The 20,990-nt window shown below is 58.6% G+C and carries 14 protein-coding genes; 7 read left to right on the top strand and 7 right to left on the bottom strand.

Annotated elements, in window-relative coordinates; all coding sequences use genetic code 11:
• The first annotated feature begins 103 nt into the window (after positions 1–103).
• From ureA to ureC, 5 genes are all read left to right on the top strand, one after another.
• Positions 104–406 (top strand): urease subunit gamma, encoded by a 303-nt coding sequence (gene ureA, locus ACA059_RS02845; protein ID WP_033055605.1) that lies wholly within the window; start codon positions 104–106, stop codon positions 404–406.
• A 9-nt stretch (positions 407–415) separates the two neighbouring features.
• Positions 416–949: a GNAT family N-acetyltransferase gene (locus ACA059_RS02840; protein ID WP_403142265.1), complete on the top strand. Its 534-nt coding sequence runs from the start codon at positions 416–418 to the stop codon at positions 947–949.
• Positions 950–955: 6 nt separating this feature from the next.
• Positions 956–1,489, top strand: a complete 534-nt coding sequence (locus ACA059_RS02835) for a GNAT family N-acetyltransferase (RefSeq protein ID WP_415773062.1) — start codon at positions 956–958, stop codon at positions 1,487–1,489.
• On the top strand, positions 1,489–1,797 hold the full coding sequence (locus ACA059_RS02830; RefSeq protein WP_008011171.1) for an urease subunit beta: 309 nt from the start codon (positions 1,489–1,491) through the stop codon (positions 1,795–1,797). The genes ACA059_RS02835 and ACA059_RS02830 overlap by 1 nt, the downstream gene beginning before the upstream one ends.
• 176 nt (positions 1,798–1,973) lie before the next feature.
• Positions 1,974–3,674, top strand: a complete 1,701-nt coding sequence (ureC, locus tag ACA059_RS02825; protein WP_109627749.1) for an urease subunit alpha — start codon at positions 1,974–1,976, stop codon at positions 3,672–3,674.
• Positions 3,675–3,756: 82 nt separating this feature from the next.
• Here ureC and ACA059_RS02820 read toward each other — a convergent pair whose 3' ends face one another.
• The 4 genes from ACA059_RS02820 to ACA059_RS02805 form a co-directional block, all read right to left on the bottom strand.
• Complete coding sequence (locus ACA059_RS02820) at positions 3,757–8,949, bottom strand: NEL-type E3 ubiquitin ligase domain-containing protein (protein ID WP_497632642.1); 5,193 nt, start codon at positions 8,947–8,949, stop codon at positions 3,757–3,759.
• 500 nt (positions 8,950–9,449) lie between these two features.
• Complete coding sequence (locus ACA059_RS02815; RefSeq protein ID WP_497632641.1) at positions 9,450–14,219, bottom strand: NEL-type E3 ubiquitin ligase domain-containing protein; 4,770 nt, start codon at positions 14,217–14,219, stop codon at positions 9,450–9,452.
• A 444-nt stretch (positions 14,220–14,663) separates the two neighbouring features.
• Positions 14,664–14,969: a chaperone modulator CbpM gene (locus ACA059_RS02810; protein ID WP_415773060.1), complete on the bottom strand. Its 306-nt coding sequence runs from the start codon at positions 14,967–14,969 to the stop codon at positions 14,664–14,666.
• A gap of 23 nt (positions 14,970–14,992) precedes the next feature.
• Positions 14,993–15,940 carry a DnaJ C-terminal domain-containing protein gene (locus ACA059_RS02805; RefSeq protein ID WP_497270316.1) on the bottom strand — a complete coding sequence of 316 codons (948 nt, stop codon included), beginning with the start codon at positions 15,938–15,940 and terminating at the stop codon, positions 14,993–14,995.
• 297 nt (positions 15,941–16,237) lie between these two features.
• Here ACA059_RS02805 and ACA059_RS02800 point away from each other — a divergent pair, with 297 nt between their 5' ends.
• A complete protein-coding gene (locus tag ACA059_RS02800; protein WP_150767965.1) occupies positions 16,238–17,512 on the top strand; it encodes an Hsp70 family protein in 1,275 nt (424 codons plus the stop codon).
• A gap of 56 nt (positions 17,513–17,568) precedes the next feature.
• Here the strand turns inward: ACA059_RS02800 and ACA059_RS02795 are convergent, their stop codons facing one another.
• From ACA059_RS02795 to ACA059_RS02785, 3 genes are all read right to left on the bottom strand, one after another.
• Positions 17,569–18,582, bottom strand: coding sequence for an AI-2E family transporter (locus ACA059_RS02795; protein ID WP_497632640.1), 1,014 nt, complete (start codon positions 18,580–18,582; stop codon positions 17,569–17,571).
• Positions 18,583–18,818: 236 nt separating this feature from the next.
• Positions 18,819–19,124, bottom strand: coding sequence for a PsiF family protein (locus tag ACA059_RS02790; protein WP_497632639.1), 306 nt, complete (start codon positions 19,122–19,124; stop codon positions 18,819–18,821).
• Positions 19,125–19,188: 64 nt separating this feature from the next.
• Complete coding sequence (locus ACA059_RS02785) at positions 19,189–19,983, bottom strand: AraC family transcriptional regulator (protein WP_497632638.1); 795 nt, start codon at positions 19,981–19,983, stop codon at positions 19,189–19,191.
• Between the two features lie 96 nt (positions 19,984–20,079).
• Here ACA059_RS02785 and ACA059_RS02780 point away from each other — a divergent pair, with 96 nt between their 5' ends.
• Positions 20,080–20,967 carry a DMT family transporter gene (locus ACA059_RS02780; RefSeq protein ID WP_497632637.1) on the top strand — a complete coding sequence of 296 codons (888 nt, stop codon included), beginning with the start codon at positions 20,080–20,082 and terminating at the stop codon, positions 20,965–20,967.
• The last annotated feature ends 23 nt before the right edge of the window (positions 20,968–20,990 follow it).

Here is a 20,990-nt window from a genome sequence, read left to right as displayed (position 1 = left end):
CTGAAGATCAAGATCAAAAGATCGCAGCCTCGTTTCACTCGACAGCTCCTACAAGAGGGTGCAAGACATTAGATTTTCATTCTGCCAACAATGGATTCCAACGATGGACCTGACCCCACGCGAAAAAGACAAGCTGCTGATCTTCACCGCCGGCCTCGTGGCCGAGCGGCGTTTGGCGCGCGGCGTGAAACTCAACTACCCGGAAGCCATGGCCTACATTTCCGCAGCGCTGCTCGAAGGCGCGCGTGACGGCCGGACCGTGGCCGAGTTGATGCACTTCGGCACTACCCTGCTCAGCCGCGAACAAGTGATGGAAGGCATCCCGGAAATGATCCCGGAGATCCAGGTCGAAGCGACCTTTCCCGACGGCACCAAATTGGTCACCGTTCACCAACCGATCGCCTGAGGCCGCGCCATGACTTACCACATCCGCGATGCAGCGCATGCCGACTTGCCGGCGATCCGCGACATCTACAACGACGCCGTGCTCAACACCACGGCCATCTGGAACGAACAGGCCGTGGATTTGGGTAACCGCCAGGCCTGGTTCAGCGCCCGGCAATCCCAGGGCTACCCGATTCTGGTGATCGTCGACGGCGACAACACGGTACTGGGCTACGCTTCATTCGGTGACTGGCGACCGTTCGACGGGTTCCGCCACACCGTCGAGCATTCGGTTTACGTGCGCAGCGACCAGCGTGGCAATGGTCTCGGCCCGCAATTGATAACCGCATTGATCGAGCGCGCCAAAGGCTGCGACAAACATGTGATGGTCGCCGCCATCGAAAGCGGTAACGCCGCTTCTATTCGCCTGCATGAACGAGCCGGTTTCGTGACGACCGGCCAGATGCCCCAGGTGGGCACCAAGTTCGGTCGCTGGCTGGACCTGACCTTCATGCAGCTGACCCTCAATCCTGGCGCGGAACCGCCGACCGCCAACAAGGAGTAATTTCCCATGAACGCCGCCCAACTGCGCCGCGTCAATGTTGAAAGCTTTGCGCACTATCGTCAGGGTTTGATTGACCTGCTGCTCGACGCCGTCGGCTATGGCGCCAGCGTCGGGTTCATGGCCAATCTGGACGCCACCCAGGCCCGAGCCTATTTCGATGATGTCCAGGAGAACCTGAACAAGGGCAACGTGCTGCTGTGGGTGGTGGTCAAGGACGAGCAAGTGCAGGCCAGTGTGCAACTGACCCTGTGCCAGAAAGCCAATGGCCTGAACCGCGCCGAAGTGCAAAAACTGCTGGTGCGTGAACATGCGCGTCGACGGGGCCTGGGCCAACAGTTGATGAGTGCGCTGGAAACGGCCGCCCTCCAGCACAAACGCGGCATGCTTTACCTCGACACCGAGGCCGGCTCCCCTGCCGAAGACTTCTACAAAGCCCTGGGTTACACCCGCGCAGGTGAAATCCCCGACTATGCCTGCGACCCAATCGGCCGCTACAAACCGACCGCGCTCTACTACAAGATTCTCCAGGGAGCCCATTAATGATTCCCGGTGAATACCAGATCCAGCCCGGCGACATCGAACTCAACGTTGGCCGCCGCACCCTCAGTCTGAAGGTGGCCAACAGCGGCGACCGGCCGATCCAGGTCGGCTCGCATTACCACTTCTTCGAAACCAACGATGCGCTGACGTTCGACCGCGCCGCCAGCCGCGGCATGCGCCTGAACATCCCCGCCGGCACCGCCGTGCGCTTCGAGCCGGGACAGAGCCGCGAGGTCGAGTTGGTAGACCTGGCCGGACATCGCCGGGTGTTCGGGTTTGCCGGCAGGATCATGGGTGACCTCGACTGATTTCTGTGGTGCTCCTGAAAGATCGCAGCCTCGCTTCGCTCGACAGCTCCTACAGGGCCGCGGGCAAGCGGAATTTTGCGGTCGTCCACACCCTGTAGGAGCTGTCGAGCAGCGCGAGGCTGCGATAGCGAGCTATGCGAGCGGTCTCAAATCCAATTGAATCTCAAGGCAAGTGCATGAAAATCTCAAGACAAGCCTACGCCGACATGTTCGGCCCCACCGTCGGTGACAAGGTCCGTCTGGCCGACACCGAGCTGTGGATCGAAGTCGAGAAAGACTTCACCACCTACGGTGAAGAAGTGAAATTCGGCGGCGGCAAAGTCATCCGCGACGGCCAGGGTCAAAGCCAATTACTCGCCGCAGAAGTGGTCGATACGCTGATCACCAATGCGCTGATCATCGACCATTGGGGCATCGTCAAGGCCGACGTCGGCCTCAAGGATGGGCGCATTGCCGCCATCGGCAAGGCCGGCAACCCGGACATCCAGCCGAACGTGACCATCGCAGTCGGCGCCAGCACCGAAGTCATCGCCGGTGAAGGCATGATCCTCACCGCGGGCGGCATCGACACGCACATCCATTTCATCTGCCCGCAGCAGATCGAAGAAGCATTGATGAGCGGCGTCACCACCATGATCGGCGGCGGCACCGGCCCGGCCACGGGCACCAACGCAACCACCTGCACGTCGGGCCCGTGGCACCTGGCGCGCATGCTCCAGGCCGCCGATGCGTTCCCGATGAACATTGGCTTCACCGGCAAGGGCAACGCCAGCCTGCCGGAGCCGTTGATCGAGCAGGTCAAGGCCGGCGCCATTGGCCTGAAGTTACACGAAGACTGGGGCACCACTCCGGCCAGCATCGACAACTGCCTGAACGTCGCCGACCAGTACGATGTACAAGTGGCGATCCATACCGACACGCTCAACGAATCGGGCTTCGTCGAAACCACCCTCGCCGCCTTCAAGGGCCGCACCATCCATACCTATCACACTGAAGGTGCCGGTGGCGGTCATGCCCCGGACATCATCAAGGCCTGCGGCTTTGCCAACGTGCTGCCGAGCTCGACCAACCCGACCCGGCCGTTCACCCGCAACACCATCGACGAACACCTCGACATGCTGATGGTCTGCCATCACCTGGACCCAAGCATTGCCGAAGACGTGGCCTTCGCCGAAAGCCGCATCCGTCGCGAAACCATCGCCGCCGAAGACATCCTTCACGACCTCGGCGCATTCTCGATGATCAGCTCCGACAGCCAGGCCATGGGCCGCGTTGGCGAAGTCATCACACGCACCTGGCAGACCGCCGACAAGATGAAAAAACAGCGCGGCCCGCTGCCCGGTGATGGCGAAGGCAACGACAACTTCCGCGCCAAACGCTACATCGCCAAGTACACGATCAACCCGGCAATCACCCACGGCATCAGCCATGAAGTGGGCTCGGTCGAAGTGGGTAAATGGGCCGATCTGGTGCTCTGGCGCCCGGCGTTCTTCGGGGTCAAACCGACGCTGATCCTCAAGGGCGGCGCTATTGCCGCCAGCCTGATGGGCGATGCCAACGCGTCGATCCCGACGCCGCAACCGGTGCATTACCGTCCGATGTTTGCCAGCTACGGTGGTTCGCTGCATGCCACCAGCCTGACGTTTATCAGCCAGGCGGCGCAGGAGGCCGGGCTTCCCGAAGCCTTGGGTCTGAAGAAGAAAATCGCGGTGGTCAAAGGTTGCCGCGAGGTGCAGAAAACCGACCTGATACACAACGATTACCTGCCGAACATCGACGTCGATCCGCAGACGTATCAGGTCAAGGCTGACGGCGTTTTGCTGTGGTGTGAGCCGGCGGATGTGCTGCCGATGGCTCAGCGTTACTTTCTGTTCTGACCCGTCTGCCGCACAAAAAAAGCCCCAAGTGCATACCGCGTACTTGGGGCTTTTTGCCATTTTGGGGTGACTCAGTGATTGATCAGAAGCGGGTCTGCGCCAGCTCTTGTTGGGTCAGTTCGCTGCCCGCGTCGACCGTGAAAGGTATCTCCACCCGATTCAGTTTGGCCCGATCCATGGCGTTCTGAGTCAGTTGCAGTAACAAGGCTTCACGCTCGCTTCTAATCAAGGCCAGCTCTTGTTCATAGGCCTCGTCCGTCATGACCTCGCCCAGAGCGATAGCACTTTCCGGCTGGCCGAGTTCAGCGGCCAGGACGCGGATCTGCTCTTTCAATCCGGCTTTCTCCTCCGGTGACAAGTTCGCGCTGCGCGCTCTTGCATCCAGGGTTTCCTTGAACTCGGTCGTGGCGACTGTCTTGCGATCAATTGCTCGGAAGCGTGCCCGGTTGGAACTCTCGACAAAAGAACTCCAGAATGGCTGCTCGGCAATCGAATCACGCAGCAAATTGCCCTCCTCCAGCCCCAGAATCCTCTGATAGGCATTCTCGATCATTTCACTGGTGACGCCTGCCATATTGCGAAACTGCATGCCGCGGGCCTGCCACGGCAGGTCCAGCCGTTCTGCCAGGTCCGTCATAAAGGCCAGGTGAACCTCGACCTCATCAATCGTTCCGGTGATATCACCGGCGGCATTTTCACGTCGATATCGCTCCCCCGCCGCCTCTCGGGCCTCGATATGACGCCTGGCGATTCTCCCGAGCTCATCCAACCGCGACTTGCCTTTTGCCAGGCTCACCAGCTCAGCCTCGATCAAACCGTTGTTGCTCAGTTTTTTAGCTTCTTGAACCAGCACCTCCACACCCAGGACGTTGAAAAGCTGTGTGGCTCCGTCGACGCAGCTGGATCGTGCGTTGGCCTCCCTGAAAAACTTTTCTCTCAATGAGGCGTCCTCAGCCATGGTCTCCAGCATTCGCCAAACCTTGGCCGTCAAATCGGCCCGATAGGCCCTGCTGGCGGTGAAGTCTTTAGACCGGGTAAGGATTTCGATCTCTTCGAAAAAATCGGTCGAATTGAATTCATCCTCAACCTCGTTCCAGAGCTCTTGCTTCGCTACCCACTCAGGCCGGCTCAAGCCTTGCTCCCAATCGATGCTGGCACGCACACCTCGGGGCGGGTACGCACGATCAGGATCCATGCCCACCGACCGAACATAGTCTTTGAGAATTTCCAGGTTTTCAGCTGACATCCATCTAGGTTCGCGGCTGAGCCACGTACGCCCCAACAGCTCGGCGTTCCATGTCCCCCGAGCAACCCGCGGAATATCCGTCAACGGGTTGTTGCGCAGATCCAGGAAAAAGTGCCGAAACCGTGGCAAGGTAAAAGTCCCGGGCGGCCAGGTACTGGCCCCTGTGCCCGACAACACCAAGGTATGCAAGTCGGGCATGCGACTGATGTCCGGCAACAACCCCAGCGGGTTGTCACCCAGACTTAAAGTGGTCAGTCGAGTACGGTTCCTGAGCATTGCGACGTCCGCGGGCCGCAGCACGATTCGGTTTTTCGTGAGGTCCAGGTCGGTCAAGTGCGGCATCTGGGTGATACTCTGCGGCAGCGCCGTCAGGGAATTACGCGCCACGTCCAGCGTTTGCACATTGCGAAAGGACTCAAAAAACGGTTGCTCGATACTTGATAACCCTGTGTTGCGTAACCACAGACGCGTGACGTGGTCGAAGTTGGCCTCCAGCTTGGGCATGCGATCGATGTGCAGGTACAAATTGAAGTTACTCAGGTCCAGCGTCTGACCAAGAACGTTCCCATACGCATCTATATGCCTGGGGCCGGTGCGCTGCCAACACCGCCTGATTTTGGCGGCGATGGTGTTCCTGGCGCTCCACTCGGCAACGCCACTGGGACCGAAACGAAAATCCCGGGTCGGCCCGTTCACCCATCGGTTCAGCGTTGAAACCATTTGGTCGAATTCGATCTCAAGCGCCTGAATCTGTGGGCCCAGCGATATGTTTCGCTGGCGCAACGTCTCGATGAACGTATCGAGTTCGGCATCGGTGAGTGTTGGATAAAGGCTGCGCACGCGAAGCCGTGCAGTACGTTCCCCGGCAGCGCGTTGGTAACCTTCCATGCCCCCGAGCAGCTTCATGGTTTGCGGGTCATAAGTCGGCTTACGAATCGGATGTTCAAGCAATGTCGGGGCGAACTGATCATGGCTCAGGGGTGAGCGATGTACATCAGCCTTGAGTCGTGCGCCATCGTGAATGCCATACCCCAGCGCGTCACGCTGCGCATCCGGCAAGGCGTGCAAGACTGAAGCGTAGAACTCATCGGTACCGTGCAGGTGCTGATCCTCGGCGTCCCGCGCCTGGTAACGGCCGTCCTCGTCGAGAATCAGTACTTTGCGGATGGGCGCCTCTTCCGGCCCCACGCTGGCATGCAGTTTCCCGTTGAATCCCAGCTCGCGAATCTCGATGCGTACCTCGTCGGACCAACCTGGCAGGTTGGCCAGCGACCCCAGCTCGAGTCTGCGCGAGTCGGCACCGGCCAGTTCCTCAAGGTACAGGCCCTCATACGCGCGGTTCAATCGCACCCGGTCGCGCACTTGTCGGGCCTGTTGGCGCAAACGTAGCGAGAGGCGCTGTTTTTCGGCCAGGTGTCGCAGATCTTCCGGTTCGGCCTGTTCCAGCAGTTCCTGAGCAGCGCTGGCCGGCAGCTCCGGAACCTCATTGAGCACTCGCTGCACACGTGGATCGGTGGAAATGTCGCGTTTTTTATAAAGTGCTTCGAAGAGGCTTTTTTTCTGTTTGCCTGCCTGCATGGCCATCTGCTGGTGTAGCGTTTGGATACGCGTCGGTTTATCGAGTGCGATCTCATGGCCCAGCAGGTTGCGCGTTTCGGCTTCATTCAACGATTCAAGCACCCGCTCTGGCAGTTTCCCGGCCGCCAGCTCGGAACGGCTGATCTTGATCGTCATCGGGTCAGTGGCCATTGCATTGCCGTGTTTGACCGAAGGTCCGGTGCGATTCTCTGCCTGAAACACTTCAATGGCGCGACGCTCGGGCCAGCGCGGCAATTCGACCATGGCGGCCGCTTCAACGCCAATCATCTCGTCGGGTACCTGATTGGCCAGGATTTTCTGAGGCAACCGTTCCGCCTCGCCGTAGGCGTCGAAACGGGTGACGGTATCGCGCAGCAACGCGGGTGGGGCTTCATGTTCGACATGCAGCCTGCGCAACACGGTTTCATGGACACCGCTCACTCGCTGAATCTTGGCCAGCGTTTGCGCGGAGTTGGAGGCGAGTCGGCTATCCATGCGCCGCATCACCCCCTCCGCGTCCCATTCCAGCGGTTGTTCGGTTTCGATCTTCCAGGCGCCGGCGTCGTTGTGTTCCACCCGCGGTCTGTAGGCCGTGGGACGCTCAGGGTGTTCCAGCCGATGCAGACCGGTCACGGGGTCCTGGCTCACCTCGTAGTGCTTGTCCTCCATTGGCAGCCATTGCTTGGCGTCCTGCTCAACCAGGCCGATGGCATTGGGTTTGGCATTGGCGGGCAGTTCTACCCGCTGCGCGTAAGGTGCAACGTCGGGTTTCCACAAGCGGGTCTTGCCGTCGGGCAGCTCCACCGTTTTGAGACTGTCCATCAGGGGGCTGGGTTTGATCGCCCTGACTCCCCGAGGCAGGACGTGACCAACCCCCATCAGCGCCAACTGGGCAAAATTGATCAGCACACTGTTGATGTGGGACGCGGCCTCTTCCCGATCCCCTTTGCTCCAGTCTTCGATGCCTTCCACCAGCTCATCGACGATTTGCGCAACCATCACCCCCAGCAGGACTTCCCCCAGCACGGGCACCAACATTCCGACAAAGTTGAACACGTTCCAGCCGATGTTCAGATAAGAGCTCAGGCGCTTCCACCGTGCGGCCTCATCCTCGTCCCCTGTCGGCACCGCGATGACCCGCGCATCGGCAATGGTTTTGTCGCGTTTGTCGACACACAGCCACGGCCACACGTCATCGGGAATCAGGTTGGTGATGGGCTCGGCAGTGGGGTTTTCGAGCGCGGTTTCCCGCCACCAAGGGCCCATGTCCAACGGCTCGCGTTGCTGCCAGACGACACGCGACAGGCGCTCATTGATCCGTGCGAAAAACTTTCCTTTGTCCTTTTGCCTCACGAAACGGCTGAAATACTCCTGATAGGACTTATCGCGAAGTTGACCGAGCAGCTCCTTCATGAAGTCGGCAAGGGAGTTGTACTCTTTCAAGGGGTGCAGCGGATCATCTGGCACGTAGGCAATCAGCGGTCCGTCGAGACGGCTTTGCTGATAAAGGTCCTCGCGACGCATCATGTCTTCCTGGACGCCGGAAGGACCGTTGGTGAAAAACGACACCAGCAGTTTGAACTTCCCGTAATGATCTCCTGGCATCACCGGCGCGCGATGCGAAAACTCGCTCAAAATTTTAACTTCATCAGCCGTCAATTCGTCGACCAACGATTTCAGCCTGGACGGTTGGCTCACGGCACTGAACAGCACGATGCCGTGCAGCGGAAAACCCATCAGCGTTAACCGATGCGGGTGCAGCGGCTGGCCATGAAAGTTAATTCCACGCTCGCTGTCGTGCACTCGCTGAAGGATGTTATATGAATCCATGCTGACGTCTTTTTTAACGTACGCCATCAGCGCCGCCAGATTGAAACTGGCTTTTTCCGCCGCCAACAAATTCCGCTCCAATAACTTCCGGGCGTTCAGATCGGGCGGCATCAGGATATTTTTTATATGGGCCTGATACTTCGCGCCCACGTCCAGGTTCCGACATAAGGTGGTAACTTTCTCGACGGTCATGGTGCTTTCAAGCTGCAACTCCCCGCTGGCATCCGTCGAATACACACCGGAGCCCGTCCTGAAATAATCCTCGGCGGTTTCGGCGGCTTCAAAGTTATGCAACGCGGCTTCCAGCAGCGAGTAATTGCGCTGATAACTGGCGCCCCCGTCTATGAACTGGAGAATCGTGTCCGGCACATATAGCTTCAGCGTCAGCTTGCTGACGTCGGCACTTGAGTTGAAATTCAAGCGGATCGCCTCGGCCAGCAAAGGCTTGGCAAACGCCTGTATGTCGTGCTCCAGGTCTTTCAGAGAAGCGTCCACCTTGTCTTGCAACCGCCAGCGCACGTCAATCAGCTTTTTGAGCTGTTGCCGATGGGTGCTGGACATTTCCAGGTACCAATCGGGGTATTGCGGACTTGCAATGTCCAGCGATATCAGACGGCTCATCGGCGCTTGCGTTATCGCGCGGGGCAGGTACTGGACAATAAGGTCGCGGGGCAGTTTTTTATCAACGCCCGGACGGATCACCGTCAAACCAGTAATTCTATTCAACTCTAATTCAGACATTAGATACAACCCAACCATAACAATAGGAGCGAACAGCTTAAATCGTGCCCTCTAAAACAAAAGACTAAAAAGTTGCTCGACCGCCCGCGTAAAAAATAGAGTGACCGTTCGAATATTGCAGTGCGAAAAATACATATATAACGCCATGCGTCTGCGCTGCCGTTGTTCATATGCCCCGCCAACCTTCCTGGTCAAGGGTCGACAACTTCTTACTGCAATACGAGCGGGTCAATATAGGGTTGATGGCACTATGCTGGATGTTGCTTAACGCCCGACGAGCATTGAAAAAGCCCCAAACATTGCACAATTGGCAACATGTGGGGCAAATCAAGGCAACCCATATTTATTAGAACGCGACTCGTATCAATCCTGCCGCAGCCTCACTGTCCGGCGTTCAGTTGGGGTAATTCCACCTTTGTCTTGCGCTCAATGAATGTTTGCTCCATCGCGTTGAACTCGCTCTTGAGTTCGTCGCTTTTGAGCTTGTACTCCTGACTCGTCATGCCTTGTTGTGCGTCATCCAACGCTTGCTGACGCACCCACAGTGGATCTTGATCCAGCAGCAGTTCATCGGAGTATTTGTTTTTCAGGAACGCCCTCCAGAAATCACGCTGAGTGGTCGCCAAAAACTCCTGCGCGGAGTTGTCCAAATTCAGCACCCGCTGCTCTGCAGCATCGAGCATCGGCGTCGTCACATTGGCAATCCTTGTGAACATGGCCTGTCCAGGTTGCCCCGGCAAGCCCAGCCGGTCCTTCAAGCCGATGCGATAGGCAAGTCGGATCTCCACTCTATCGACCTTCAAGGCTCGTTCAACTTTCTTCAGGAGGGTATCGTTTGATTGCGCAATGACACGAATGCGAGCGTCTATATCCTGCTGCGCGATTCGCTCGACTTCATCCAGTCTGAACAGTCCTTTTGCCAAGGTCGAAAGCTCCTCTTTGGCCTGCACGGCATTGACGCTCTTCAAGCCTTCGTTGGCGAGGTTCCTGACCTCCAACCGACTGAAAATCAAACTGGCCCCATCGGCGCAAGTCTCTACATCTCCTGCCAGAAGGAACAAGTCGGTACGCAGTTCCTCGGAGTGCGTGGCGGCATCCAGTATCTTCCACACTCGCGCCTGTAGATCCGGGTAGGCATTGCGGTATTCGGCCGTTTCCCCCAGGTCCTCCAACAACTTGAAGAACTCGTTCGCATTGTCTTGCATCTGTTCCAAAAGCTGCCATTGCTCCTCCCTGATTGCACGCTCGCTGTCTGGAATGTCTCGCATCCAGCGCTCAAGCCTCGCACTGGAATTGGCCAGGGGGTCGCGAATCCCATTCGGTGCCATTGGCACATGCACCATTTCGGGCGGCCGGGAAAAGCGCATCCAGGCCTGTGCATAGTCCTCCAGGGCAGAAGGCGTGAGCGGGTTACCGTCCAGAGAGGTGCGTTTGAATGCCCGCTCGGCAGCGGCTGCATGCTCTTCAGAAGGGTTGAGGATGTCGTCTGCAACCCGGGTGATCAGGTTATCGCGCAAATCGACGCGTTGAAGATCCGGCAAGGCATCCAGCCCTGTCGGCCACTCGGTGAGTGCGGTGCGGCGCAGGTTGATTTGCCGCAATGTCGGCATGCGGCGAAAGTCAGGTACGCGGCCCAGTGGGTTATCACTCAAGTACAGGTGTTGTAATGCAGGACATTTTTCGAGTACCGCAACGGTCTGCGGCGTTAATGCAATCTGGTTTCTGGAAACATCAAGTGCCTCGAGCCCGCGCATCTCCCGCAGCGCCGTCGGCAAACGTGTCAGTCGATTATTCTCCAGGCTTATTTCGCGCAGGTTGGGGAACGCTTCCAGAAAAGCATCCGGCACCGCCCCAAGCGCCATAGCGCTGAGGCCTAGCGAGGGGACATGAAAAAACTGCGCCCTGGAAATCACCGGCAGCTCGCCAACCCGCAGACCACCCAGGCTGAGCAAGCCCTCGGAATTAAAGCCCACCCCTGCCCCTTCCGGTACGTCCACTCTTTGCCAGCACTGGCGGAGCAAGTCCGCCACTCGCTGTTTGTCCTGCCGGCTGACCACCTCAGTACGGCCATCGGGCAGGACGTGCGTACTGGGTGTCTCCACCCAGGTTTGTGCCTCGTTTTTCAGGCTTTCCAGCTCAAACTCAAGATTGAACAGATAGTTATCAATCGTCATCGGGAGGGTCGGATGACCCTGCGCATTCGCCGCCTGCGCCAGAACAAGTTCGATGTCTGCGTTGCCATAGGAGGGGTACAGCCTGCGAACCCTGTCGCGGCGCTCTGCGAGCAACCTTTGCATGTTTTGCCCACGGCCACTCATCGGATAACCAAAACGACCATCGCCCCCACGCGTCGGCTTCTTGAAGAAGGGTTTGACCGGCTGCATCTGCAGAACCTGGCGCAGCGCCGTACGTGACAGGGCATGCCGCCTGATCAGCAGCTTGAGCTGCGCCCCCTGCCCGACATGAGGCAGGCCCAACGCGCTGCGATGGGCATCCGGCAGTGCATGCTGCAATGCCGCATACAGGTCGTCGTCACCATGCAAATGGTGATCCTCACCATCACGGGTTTCGTAGCGGCCATCGTCCTTGCGCAACAGAACCTTGCGCTCGGCGGCCTGCTCGGGCCCGACACTGGCGCGCAGCTCCCCATGCAAGGAACCCTCCCGGACTTCAATGCGCAAGTTGCCAGGCCACCCCGGCAATGCTTCCAGGGTGTTGAGGGCAAGGCGCTCGGTGTCCTGGGTCAGCAGCGCATCCAGATAAAGTCCCTCATAGGCCCGCGACAGGCGCACTTCACGTTGAGCGTGACGCAACGCCTCTGCCAGACGCAGCGGGATGGGCCTGGTTTGTCGAGTGTCGGCAAAGTCCCATTTGGCCATTTGCTTGCGCTCCGCACTCGATGCACCGGCCAACAGGTCTTCGACCATACGGGTGGGGATACCGGTAAAACGGCTTTTAATCAGATTGACCTGTGGGTCTGCGCTCGCGTGCTGGCTGGCATAGCGATCATTGAACAGCTCACGCTTTCTGCTCGCGGTAACCGTTGCAGACTCATCGCTGTTCATCTGAGCGATCGAGCGCTCGGTCTGTTTGTAGGCGTCAAATCGGCTGAGCGTATCGGCCAACAGTGGCGGTACAGGCTGGCTCTCAACGTGCATTTTGCGCAACACACCTTCATGTGTGCCGCTGATGTCCAGGATCTGCGCAAGCTCGGCATCGCTGAACGCGTCCACCGAGTACCCCAGTCGTTGCATCAACCGCTTCGCGTCCCATTCCAGCGGTTGCTCGGTCTCGACCTTCCAGGCGCCGGCGTTGTTGTGTTCCACCCGCGGTTTGTAGGCCGTGCGGCGCTGCGGATGTTCCAGTCGATGCTGCCCCGTCACCGGGTCCTGGCTCACCTGATAGTTTTTTTCTTCGAGCCGCAGCCACTGCTGGCCGCCCTGTTCATACAGGCCGATGTCGTTGGGCACGGCGTTGGCCGGCAGCACCACCGGGTGCGCGTAAGGCCCGACGTCGGGCTTCCACAGGCGGGTCTTGCCACCGGGCACCTCCACCGGTTTCAGGCTGTCGATCAACGCGCTCGGTTTAACGGCGGCCGCCGCACCGCCCGGCAACACATGCCCGGCCCACATCAGCGCCAATTGGGCAAAATTGATCAGCACCCCGTTGATGTGGAACGCCGCCTCCTCCCGATCACCCTTGCTCCAGTCTTCGAGGCCCTCCACCAACTCGTCGACCATCTGCGCGACCATCACGCCCAACAGCACTTCACCCACACCCGGAATCAGCATCCCGACGAAGTTGAAAATGTTCCAGCCAATGTCCAGGTAGCTAGTCAGCCGCCTCCAGCGTGTCGCGGCATCTTCATCGCCGGTCGGCACCGCGATGACGCGCGCATCGGCGATGGCTTTATCGCGCGTGTCGACGTACAGCCATTGCCACAGATCGCCGGCGATCCGGTTGGTGATGGGCTCGGCGGTGGGATTTTCGACTGCGGTTTCCCGCCACCAGGGGCCCATGTCCAACGGTTCGCGTTGCTGCCAGACAATCCGCGTCAACCGTTCGTTGACCCGGACGAAGAATTTGCCCTTGTCCTTTTGCCTCACGAAACGGCTGAAAAACGCCTGATACTTCGCTTCGTGCAATTGGCTGATCAGCTCTTTCATGAAGTCGGCGAGGGAGTTGTACTCTTTCAACGGATGCAGGGGATCGTCCGGCACGTAGGCAATCACCGGCCCATCCAAACGGCTTTGCTGATAGATATCGTCGTGACGCAGCATGTCCTCATGCATACCAGCAGGACCGTTGGCCAGGAACGATTGCAGCAGTTTGAACTTGTCGTAATCACCGCCCGGCAACACCGGCACGCGTTGTGACCAGTTGCTCCAGAACTTCAGCGCGTCGGGCGTCAAGGCGTCGACCAACGGCTTGAGCCGGGACGGCTGACTCACCGCACTGAACAACACGATGCCGTGCAACGGGAAGCCCATCAGCGACAGTCGATGCTGGTGCAGCGGCTGATCATGAAAGGTGATATCGCTTTTGTTATCGCGCACGTGTTGAAGTGTGCTGTAGGCATATTCGCTGATGTCTTTTTTCAAGTAAGCCATCAGCGCGGCCAGATTAAATGCGGCCTTCTGCGCCGCCACCGCATTCTGTTCCAATAACTGGCGAGCCTTCGGGTCAGGCGGTAACAGAATACTTTTTATATGGGTTTGATACTGCGCCCCCACGTCCAGACGCCGACACAGGGCGGCAACTTTCGCGACCGTCATCGCTTTATCGAGTTTTAACTCCCCTCGAAAATTTCTGGAATACACACCGGAACCGGTCCTGAAATAATCTTCAGCGGTTTCCGGTTCTTCGAAGTTATGCAACGCCGCCTCTAGCAGCGTGGATTCGCGCTGACGGCTGGCGCCACTGTCGATGCCAAAGATAATCCGGTCCGGAATATACAGCTTCAGCGTCAGCGTGCTGACGTCGACACGGGTGTTGAAATTCGACCAGATGAGCGTGGAAAGCAAGGGTTTGGCAAACGCCTGAATGTCCTGTTGCAGGTTTTCCAGCGGGCCGTCGACCTTTGCCTGTGAGCGCCAGCGCTCCTCGACCAGTTCCTTGAGGTAGTGCCGATTGAGGCTGGATGCATTCATGTACCAATCGGGGAAAGTTACGGGTGCAGCGTCCAGTGATAACAACCTGGAGTCTGGCGCGAAGTGTATTGCTCTCGGCAGTAACTGGAGAATACGAACATAGTGAGGACCACTATTTGCAACGACAGCAACAAGCCTTCGCTCTGCGTATTCCAACTCTTTTAATTCAGACATTATGTAACAACCAAAGATGACGATAGAAGTGATCAGCTTAAGCGGCACCCCCTGAAATAAAAGACTAAAAAACTGTTTGACCGGCGACCGTTCAATAGAGTGATCGTTCAACTATTAAAGGGTTGAACATACATATATAACACCCTTGTTTTCTGTTGTTGGTGAATCGGGCGCTGGATAATTTTGATCAGCCAGAGGCTCCGTAGTACTACACAGCACTTCGACGTACACCGGACATATTCGGTGCGTGCGCAATCTTTTGATGTTGAACTACTCGATCACCAACCGAGCCAACCGCTGCTTGAGCATGCGGTTCTCGGCCCGCAGTTGCTGGACCTCTTCCAGCAGGTCCAGCGCCAGGGCGACGCCTTCCCATTCCAGCTCCAGATCGTGCCGCAGCTTCGCGGCACGTTTGGCCAGCGCCAACTCATAATCGTTGAAACGCCAATCCTTGGGCTGGTTGCCCTGAGGTTCGAGGATGCCGTGTTCGACGATTTCGATCACGTAGACGTCCGACAGGTCGGTCGCCTCACAGAATTCTGCCATGTCCAGTTGAACGATCAGGGGGTTGCTCATGATGGGCTACTCCGTCTCTTGGATCAGAAGTTTTCTCTGGGGTTGAAAGCCGCTTTTTTCGCCAGTTCCTGCCACAACGCCTTGACCTCGTCGTCCGAGGCTTTAGGCATGACGGCCTTGAGTTGTACAAACAGATAACCGCGATGACCGGCCTTGTTCATCAAGCCGTGGCCCTTGGCGCGCATACGCTGGCCATTCTGACTGCCGGCCGGAACCTTGAGGTTGATCTTGCCCGTCAGGGTCGGCACGGCCACTTCGGCGCCCAACGCCAATTCCCATGGGGCCAACGGCAAGGTAATGATCAGGTTCTCGCCTTCGACGTCGAACTTGGGGTGCGGCGCAAAGCGAATGATCAAGAACAAGTCGCCATTGGCCCCGCCACCAGTGCCCGGTGCACCCTGGCCCTTGAGGCGGATGCGCTCGCCGTCGGCCACGCCGGCCGGGATCTTCACGTTCAGGCTTTTGCTGGTGTTGCTGACATGCTGGCCGGCAGCGTTGTACTGCGGCACCTGGAAGGTGACCTTCTTCGACTCGTTCGAGAGGGTTTCTTCCAGAAAAATCCCGAGTTCCATTTCCACGTCTTGCCCTCGACGCCCGGCGCTACGGCCCGACTGCCCACCACCAAAACCAGGACCACGGTTGCCGAAGATCGAACTGAAGAAGTCCGAAAAATCGCCCGTGTCCTGACCACCGCCGAAACCGCCTGCGCCACGCCCCTGCCAACCCGGCGGGCCCTGGAACGGTTGGCCGTGCTGGCCGTATTTGCGCAAGTCGTCGTATTCGGCGCGCTTGTCGGCGCTTTTCAGCGCTTCATAGGCTTCCGAGGCGTCTTTGAATTTGGACTCGGCGTCCTTTTCCTTGCTGACGTCCGGGTGATACTTGCGCGCCAGCTTGCGATAGGCGGCCTTGATCGTCTTATCGTCCGCGGTCGGTTCCACACCGAGAATCTTGTAATAGTCTTTGAAGTCCATCTAAGGATCACCATCCGTTATCAAAACCGCGCCACCACCGGCAGCATGCGCTTATTGGCAGCCGCGAGGTTGACCGATCTCAAGGTTGTGACCGGGGCGCGCATCAGAAGTTTATCGGCAGCGGTGGACGGTTCTTGCGACCGTCCTGGGGCTGCCAGGCGCAATGCAGACAAGTTTGGGGCATATCGCCGTCTTTACAAGGCGCCAATCAACGAGATTTAGCGGATAGTCGGCCTTCGAATCTGCGCCGCACTGACATACACTGCGCGGCCGTTTTTTAACCGGAACTCGAAAGACATGAAAAACGCATCTCCAGCCCGTGCCTGTGGTATCGACTTCGGCACGTCCAACTCCACCGTCGGCTGGCTGCGCCCCGGCATGGAAACGCTGATCGCGCTGGAGGACGACAAGATCACCCTGCCTTCGGTGGTCTTCTTCAATATGGAAGAACGCCGCCCGGTGTACGGCCGCCTGGCGCTGCATGAGTACCTGGAAGGCTACGAAGGCCGGCTGATGCGCTCGCTCAAGAGCCTGCTGGGCTCCAAGCTGATCAAGCACGACACCAGCGTCCTCGGCACGGCAATGCCGTTCAAGGATTTGCTTGGGCTGTTTATCGGCCAGCTGAAGAAGCGCGCCGAAACCGCCGCCGGTCGCGAGTTCGATGAAGTGGTGCTGGGTCGTCCGGTGTTCTTCGTCGACGACGATGAAATGGCCGACCAGGAAGCCGAAAACACCTTGGTGGACGTGGCCCGCGCCATCGGCTTCAAAGATGTGTCGTTCCAGTACGAACCGATTGCGGCGGCCTTCGACTATGAGTCGACCATCGAAAAAGAAGAGTTGGTCCTGATCGTCGACATCGGCGGTGGTACATCAGACTTCTCGCTGGTGCGCCTGTCCCCTGAACGCCGCAACCACGACAACCGTCACGATGACATCCTCGCCACCGGCGGCGTGCACATCGGCGGGACCGATTTCGACAAGCAGCTGAGCCTGCAAGGCCTGATGCCGCTGTTCGGCTACGGCAGCCGGATGAAGAGCGGCGCTTACATGCCGACCAGCCACCACATGAACCTGGCGACCTGGCACACCATCAACTCGGTGTACTCGCAGAAGTCGACCCTGGCGCTGGGCAGCATGCGTTACGACATCGAAGACACCGGCGGCATCGACCGTCTGTTCAAGCTGATCGACCAGCGCGCTGGCCACTGGCTGGCCATGGAAGTGGAAGAAACCAAGATCCAGCTGACCCACGCCGACAGCCGCCATGTGCCGCTGGACCGCATCGAACCGGGCTTGAGCGTGGAATTGAGCCGGGCACTGTTCGAATCGGCCATCGACAACCTGCTGGAGCGCGTGCGCAACAGCGTCACCCAACTGCTGAACGACGCCAACGTGCGGGTTGATCAGGTGGATACGGTGTTCTTCACCGGTGGTTCGAGCGGAATTCCGGCACTGCGCAACAGCGTCTCGGCGATGTTGCCGAATGCGCGGCATGTGGAAGGGAACATCTTCGGCAGTATCGGCAGTGGCCTGGCGATTGAAGCGATGAAGCGCTACGGCACGATGGACTGATCCGAAACCCTGTGGCGAGGGGATTTATCCCCTCGCCACAGTAGATCAACAGCGGATCAAACCATCCCCACCTGCTTCAACTCACTCTTCAAATACGCGTAATAAATCGGCCCCGCCACCACCCCCGGCAGGCCGAACGCGGCCTCGAACACCAGCATCGCCAGCAGCAACTCCCACGACTTGGCACTGATCTGCCCGCCAACGATGCGCGCGTTGAGAAAGTATTCGAGCTTGTGGATAAAAATCAGGTAACCCAGCGCCGCCACAGCCACCCAGATCGACAGCGACAGACCGACGATGGTGATCAGGGTGTTCGACATCAGGTTGCCGATCACCGGCAGCAGGCCGAGCAGGAAGGTCAGCACGATCAGGGTTTTGGTCAGCGGCAACTTGATCCCGAACATCGGCAGGACCACCGCCAGGAAAATCCCGGTGAAGAAGGTGTTGAGCAGGGAAATCTTGATCTGGGCGAACACGATGTTGCGAAACGCCTGGACCAGCAGGTGCAAGCGGTCGAACAGCGCGGCGGCCAATGGCTTGCGCTTGGTCACGTCCGGCACGCGCTGCAAGGCAATGATCGCCCCCAGTACCATGCCGATCAGCAGCGTCACAAACATGTGCGCCGCATCCTTGCCTACCAGCTGCAAATCGCTGAGGTGCTTGCTCACCCACTCGCCAATCGCCACGCGGAACTCGGCGGCGCTGGCGGGCAGATAGGCGTCGATGAACGGCGGCAGTTGCCCGCGCGCCCGATCAACCACACCCATGAATTTGTCGAGAGAAGCGCCGGGGTTTTCCGCTTCATGCAGCAGAAAGCTGAAGGCACCGGCAAAGATCAGCGTCAACACACTGACCACTAGCGTTCCCAACAACGCCACCGCCAGCCAGCGCGCACGCCGACCTTCGATCAGCCGCTGCAATTGCGGGGTGAGCATGTTGACCAGTTCGAACACCAGCAGCCCGGCCAGCAGACTGGGCAGCAATCGCAGCGGGATCACTAGCAACAAACCACCAAAGATGATGACCCAACTGATTAACAGCAAGACTTGGCGTTGAGAAAACGTTGGCATACAGCCTCAAAACGAACGGCGTAAAAGGATTGGCAGTCTGCCAGCGTTCCGATGCCAGCACTAGGGATTGTGTAGGTCGACCTTAGTGGGGGCGCTGGCGATTTTTTTCAGCGTCCTTGCCGCCCCCTTCGCGAGCAGGCTCGCTCCCACATTTGCCCTGCGTACACAGATCCATGGTGGGAGCGAGCCTGCTCGCGAAGAGGTTCTCACAGCCCCCACATATCCCGCTCCAATGTTTATTTCTTCTTCAGGCAATCGCTCATGAAGGCTTTGCGCGCATCGCCCTTGAGCGCCTGAGTGGCGGCATCGGCGTTGCAGGTTTTCATTTTCTCTTGCTGAGGCGTCAGGGGTTTGGCGGCATCGGCGGCGGGTGCAGCTTTGAGGCAATTGCTCATGAAGGCTTTGCGTTCGTCTCCCTTGAGGGTTTTCGCGGTAGCGTCAGCATTGCAGCTGGTCATCTTGTTCTGTTGCTCTGTGGCGGCAAAACCCTGGGCGCAAAGCAGCAAACCGATCATCAACAAAGGGACACGCAACATCTTCATGGAGTTTTCTCCTTGTTGCCGCACCGACGAGCACGGCCTCGCTCTGGAGTGTAGACAACACCTGTTACACCTTCCTGGTCTCAAGGTGACTGCGTCGATACTGCTCCGGCGTGCACTCCGCCTGGCGTTGAAACATCGCGATAAACGCTGAACCGGTGCTGTAACCCATATCGAACGCGATCTCCTGGATGCTGCGATGGCTATCCAGCGCTTCGATCGCCGCCAGAAACCGCAACCGCTGCCGCCACTCACCAAAACTCATGCCCAACTCACGCACGAACCGCCGCGCCAGGGTGCGTTCGCTGACATGGATCTGCGCGGCCCATTCCACCAAGGGCCGGTTATCACCGGGCTCGGCCTGCAAGGCTTCCAGAATCCCGAGCAAGCCGGGGCTGCTGGCGTACGGCAAGTAACACTCATGCACTGGCGCCTGCTGCAGCTGATCTACCAACACCTGAACCAGACGTTTGTCAGCGTCGTGCTCGGGAGTCTTCACATCGCGTGCGGCGAAGTCTTTGAGGATCGCTTTGAGGATGTCGCTGATGGCCAGGGTGCAGGCCTGTTGCGGCAGGTCCTGGCACATCAGCGGAGCCAGGCAGACCGCTCGATAGTTGATGGGCTGATGGCTATAGAAGCTGTGCTCGGTCTGCGGCGGCACCCACACCGCATATTGCGGCGGTGACATGAAGCGGCTGCCACCAATTTCCATGTGCAATACGCCGTGGGCCGAATACTCCAGCGTGCCCCATGGATGACGGTGCGCCGAGGCATAACGATGCGCATCAAAGTCGGCATAACGAAAGTACACCGGGGCAGGCAGTTCGCTGAAGTCGAGCAGATCGATGTGTTTACTGTTCATGCTGTCCGTCATCAGGGGCAGGTTGTCTGGATCGAAGTATAGGCTTGCATCCAGACAGGCGATAATCACCCCTCATTAACGTTCTGGTTTTTATCGATGCAATACGCTTATCCCCTGCTGGCCATTTTCATTTGGGCCGGCAACACCGTGATCACCAAGATGTCGGCCGGGGCGATCTTCCCCGCCGAGATCGGCTTTTACCGCTGGCTGCTTGCCGGACTGCTGTTCACACCCTTCATGCTCAAACCGGTGATCGCCCTTTGGCCAGCGATTCGCCCGAACCTGGGCAAGATCTTTGTGCTCGGCGTGCTCGGCATGGCTGTTTACCAAAGCCTGGCGTACTTCGCGGCGAGCCTGACCTCGGCCACCAACATGGGCATCATCCTGTCGCTGATGCCACTGATGTCGCTGGCCATGGCGATCATTAGCCTCGGCCAGCGCCTGACCATCGGCGCACTGGCCGGCGCGGTGCTGTCGTTCGCGGGGGTTTTGGTGGTCGTCTCGTCCGGCAGCCTTGGTGCGCTGCTCGAACACGGAGTGAACCTGGGCGACGCGATGATGCTGATCGCCACCCTGGCCTACGCGATTTACAGCACGCTGCTGAAAAAGTGGCAGCTGCGATTACCGCCGCTGGTGTTGCTGTACTTGCAGGTATGGGTAGCGGTGGTGGTGTTGTTTCCGCTGTTCCTCTTCTCCCCGAAAACCGGCCTGACCCTGCAGAATATTCCGCTGGTGCTGTATGCCTGCCTGCTGGCTTCGATGGTGGCACCGCTGGCGTGGATGCAGGCCGTGATCCGCCTGGGGCCTAGCCGGACCACGCTGTTTTTCAATCTGCTGCCGCTGATTACTGCACTGATTGCGGCGGTGGTGCTGCATGAACAGTTGGCGGTGTATCACCTGGTGGGTGGGATGTTGACGTTGGGTGGGGTGATTCTTTCCGAGCGCTGGACCACGGTGTTGGGCCGTAAGGTCAGGGTTGCCTGATAGAAAAAGATCGCAGCCTTCGG

The sequence above is a fragment of the Pseudomonas sp. LBUM1647 genome, assembly GCF_059716175.1.
The sequence above is the reverse complement of the archived record's forward strand: the minus strand, read 5'-3'. Positions and strand labels throughout refer to the sequence as shown.